At 54.9% G+C, this 3,785-nt stretch carries 5 protein-coding genes; all 5 read right to left on the bottom strand.

What is annotated here, in order from left to right; translation table 11 throughout:
* Window positions 1-1,424 (bottom strand): type VI secretion system tip protein TssI/VgrG (tssI, locus tag BMZ51_RS23275; RefSeq protein ID WP_074882400.1); only part of this gene is annotated, 1,424 nt, incomplete at its 3' end.
* Between the two features lie 75 nt (window positions 1,425-1,499).
* Window positions 1,500-2,000: a hypothetical protein gene (locus tag BMZ51_RS23280; protein ID WP_139201476.1), complete on the bottom strand. Its 501-nt coding sequence runs from the start codon at window positions 1,998-2,000 to the stop codon at window positions 1,500-1,502.
* 2 nt (window positions 2,001-2,002) lie between these two features.
* Entirely contained in the window at window positions 2,003-2,899 is an 897-nt protein-coding gene (locus BMZ51_RS23285) for a hypothetical protein (protein WP_068008021.1), read from the bottom strand.
* The gene (locus BMZ51_RS23290) at window positions 2,899-3,195 is read right to left on the bottom strand and encodes a hypothetical protein (RefSeq protein WP_068008023.1); all 297 of its coding nucleotides are present in this window, start codon (window positions 3,193-3,195) and stop codon (window positions 2,899-2,901) included. The genes BMZ51_RS23285 and BMZ51_RS23290 overlap by 1 nt, the downstream gene beginning before the upstream one ends.
* Window positions 3,196-3,311: 116 nt before the next feature.
* On the bottom strand, window positions 3,312-3,785 hold a 474-nt coding region (locus BMZ51_RS23295; RefSeq protein ID WP_074882402.1), incomplete at its 5' end, for an Hcp family type VI secretion system effector.

The raw sequence follows: 3,785 nt of genomic DNA on the forward strand, positions 1-3,785 counted from the left end.
GGCAGGGTGTAAGGAGACTTATTGTTGTTGTGATACGTCCGCCCCGTAATAATCGGCTGGTCGGGGTCGCCTTCCAGGAAGTCTACGATGACTTCGTGGCCGATGCGGGGGATGGCGATGTGGCCCCAGCTGGCGCCGGCCCAGTTGGAGGACACGCGGATCCAGCAGGAGGAGGTGTCGTTTTTGGCTCCATGACGGTCCCACGGGAACCAGACTTTCACCCGGCCATGTTCATCGCAGTAAATCTCTTCACCCTCAGGCCCGGTCACATGGGCAATCTGGGGGCCGTCCACCAATGGCTTTTTGCGCAGTTTGGGCCGGTAGGGCAGGCGCGCAGGCATGGCCTCAAACCCGGCACTATATGTGGTGGTGCCGCCGCCCGCTTCCTCCGCCACAGCCTGCGGCTGGCTGCCCTGATGGGAGACGGTGAGCAAATGATACTTGATGTTGTACTCACTGTTTGGATGGTCTGTGAGCGCAAGTTGGTGACCTGCGATCAGGTGAATGGCATTGGTGGCACCATGGCCTGTGGTCGCCTCAACACGGGCTGCCTCCAACCGGTGTTTTGTGAACGGCTTGCCAACCCCGTCGGCCTTATAACGCCCTGGATACTCATAGAGCTCGTAGTCTGCACCAGAGCCATTATCCTCGCCGCGCTGATGGGCATGTTGTTGGTTGTAAGGCGGGTTCTTGAACGAATAATCGCGCTGCATGAAGCTGGTGGCTCGCAGCTGTTCGCGCAACACAAAGCTGGAGCAAGACACGCCTTTGACAGCCCCGCCAGCCATGGCGTTATATTCCAGGCTCGGCTGATCCGGCAGTTCAGGCACGATCTGCGGGTTATCAATGAAGTGCAGGCGATGCTGACCATTGGCCCCATAGGTGAAGTAGTACCAGATGCCTTCTTCTGCGGTGATGCGATCTAAAAAGCTTAAGTGACTTTCGCGGTACTGCACACAGTATTCGCGGGGTTCATGGGGCTCGGTCAGGTCCCACTTCACATCTTCAACGCCATGTTCTTTCAGCAAGATCTTGACGATGTCAGGCACGCTTTTTTTCTGAAAGATCCGGCAGTCAGAACCATGAGCCAGCCGGTGCAGGCTGGGCAATAATGTCAGCGAATAACTGGTTCGGTGATGGCCTTCATTGCCCCGCGCAATCTCGGCAATCACCCCGGAGAGGTGACGCAGGCCCTCATATTTATGATGAATGGTCAGCGTTGCAGGCGTATCCAGCAGGGAATGCAAGTCCAGCGCGTTGCCGGGGCTGGCAAGCTCAATATGGACCTGTGTCAGCCCGTTGAGGCGCTCGGTTGCCGAAAAGCCAGTCACCAGCAATCCGGCCTCGGGCTGCGCAGGCGCTGCAAAGGTGAAGGCGAGATCTTGTTGTTGAAACAGCTGAGGGATTTGAACAATAGCATTCATAACAAACTCACTGGCAAAAGGAAAAACAAAGGAACGAAAAGAATTAAGTGTGGTCTTGCTGGCTGAACCAAAGCCTCACCCCGGCGGCGGAAAGGGTTTGGAATGCCATTCATCAGCGGGACATAAAGTGTGCGCACGCACATAGGTATGGAAGGATTTAGCTGGTGCGAAGACCTCATTTTGGCAAAGCAAATACCCTTCAGCGCGGGCTCTTTGGCCGATTGATTGAGCCCATAGGTTGCCAGAGATTGCAAAGATCAGAAGTGATCCAAAAATAACAATGAGGTATGTTTTTACAGACCATTGCAGCCGTTGATGCCCCCAGGGCGTGAAGAAGAAATGAGCGATTGGGATAGCAACAGATCCAAGAGCTAAAGCCTGGATGCCATGAGCAATTTCAAAGTTATCTTGCCTGAGCTCAATGACTTGCTCAGCATAAAGAAAGTCAAGAACTGTACTGCACACCAAAAACACCATCAAAAGATCAAGCGCGGCAGCAAACCCGTGTCCTCTGCGCGGGTCCAGGCCAATCCACTGGCCAAATTGAATGGTCTTATCAATGTACCAGTTGATCATCATCACCGCCTGTAGATCTGGTTGTAAAGATCAGGCCCACCCAAATGCCAGATGGTCTCGCGTTCCAAATCATAAAGAAAACGATTGCCGCGGCGTTCAAGCTCCTCCACCTTCTGGCGCATGGAAACTTGCGCTTCGCGAATGGTCTGACCGGTTTTCTGAAGGCCAAGAGCAACAGCTTCACCAGTCCAGCGTAGCGCAGCAGATAGCTTTTCTCGCAGGGCAAATGCCTTATCCAGTTGACCAAGCGCCATCCCCACTGCCATCCCAACAACGATGGCACCGGCAGCTATAGCAAGCGCAGGAATAGCAACAGTGGTAATCGCACCGGCCAAAAGCGCACCAGCAGCTGCAGCGGCCATCCCGGCACCAATGGCAACAGCCCCGATCGCAACATCGGTAATGATGTTGGCAAACAGTTCGCTGTAAAGCTGCGTATCGCTCATGATGAACTGCATGACATCCAGCGCCACATAACAGGTGATCATGATCACCGCATTCAACCTGCCTCCAGCCCGAATGGCTTCTGGGCCAATGCCAAAGGCTACGACTTTGGGCGTGCTAGACAAATACCGCGTCCCCGTGAGCACCTCACGCACGGCAGGATAGCCCTTAAAGATCACGTAGGTCTTCCCATTGGCTATCTTTGTGTAATAACGCCCCTTTACGCCGATCTCTTTCAAAAGCTGATGTCCTGACCGGCTGTCCAGCAACGTGCCGGGCATCGTTGCCAGATCTAAAGCGCCACCGGTCATAAGCGCCATGCCTTGATGGGCATCCACGATCGCCTGAGCGAACCCCTCAAGAGATACAACGGTTGCTTCATCCTGAACCTGATTTACGTCGTGAGCTGAACTGTGCTGCTGCGCCATGCGTTGTTCTGCCAGCGGATAGACCATCAAAATATCTCCTTGTGGGGCTTCTCGCCTGGCTTAACCATCAAGCGGTGCTCGGGGAACTGGTCTAAAAAGCCGCGGATTTCCAGCTCATCTGACAGGTCCTCGTGCAAAACATCAGCGCTGCGTGAAGGCCGATCACGGCCTTGCAGCACCACATGCGCTGTGCCAGCCGGGTCGCTGTGGCGCGGGGCAACTTCTGCAGCCGCTTCCACCTTGCGCGGCCGCCACAACAGGTTGCGAAAGAAGCTGTGCAGGTAGCTGCGCTTCCTTGGTGTCTTGCCAAAGACAGGTTGCATCTTCAAACTCCGCAGATCAGGCCCAAATCAAAGAGTGCCCCTCACAACGTGCACGGGGCAGTGTCCGGGCCAAAGCTGGCCCGGATCTGACGTCCAGTCCCATTAGGACAAAAGACTTAAGCGGCAGGGGCGCGCCAGTCATCAGCACCAGAGGTGCCGGAAACTGTGTGCTCCCACATGATCTTGCGGTAGGACAGCTCAATGGTGATCAACTGGGTAAAGTCAGCGTTCTTAGGGTCCTGACAATGGGGCAGGCCACACTCAATGTTGGTGATCAACGCATCTTCAAAGGAGGTGGAGAAGAAATGCTCTTGTTTACCGGAGGAATTGGTGCGGTACCATTTGACTTCACATTTGGGCAGCATCTCACCGGAGACCAGCGCGTTGTACAGCAACGGGATGGACTTGTTCATGGAACAGGTGAACTTGAACGGAGTGTGCACGCGCTGGCCTGCTGGCTGGCCGGACTGGATATCGCGCGGGATGATGACGGTATGATCAATGGCCTGCACCATGATCTCGTCTTCATGGCCTTCCTGCCATACGTTGCCAACAGAATCTTCTGTAAACGCGCCCTGTGTGATTGGCCC

Source organism: Pseudovibrio axinellae, from assembly GCF_900110875.1.
In the GTDB taxonomy this organism is placed as follows: domain Bacteria; phylum Pseudomonadota; class Alphaproteobacteria; order Rhizobiales; family Stappiaceae; genus Pseudovibrio; species Pseudovibrio axinellae.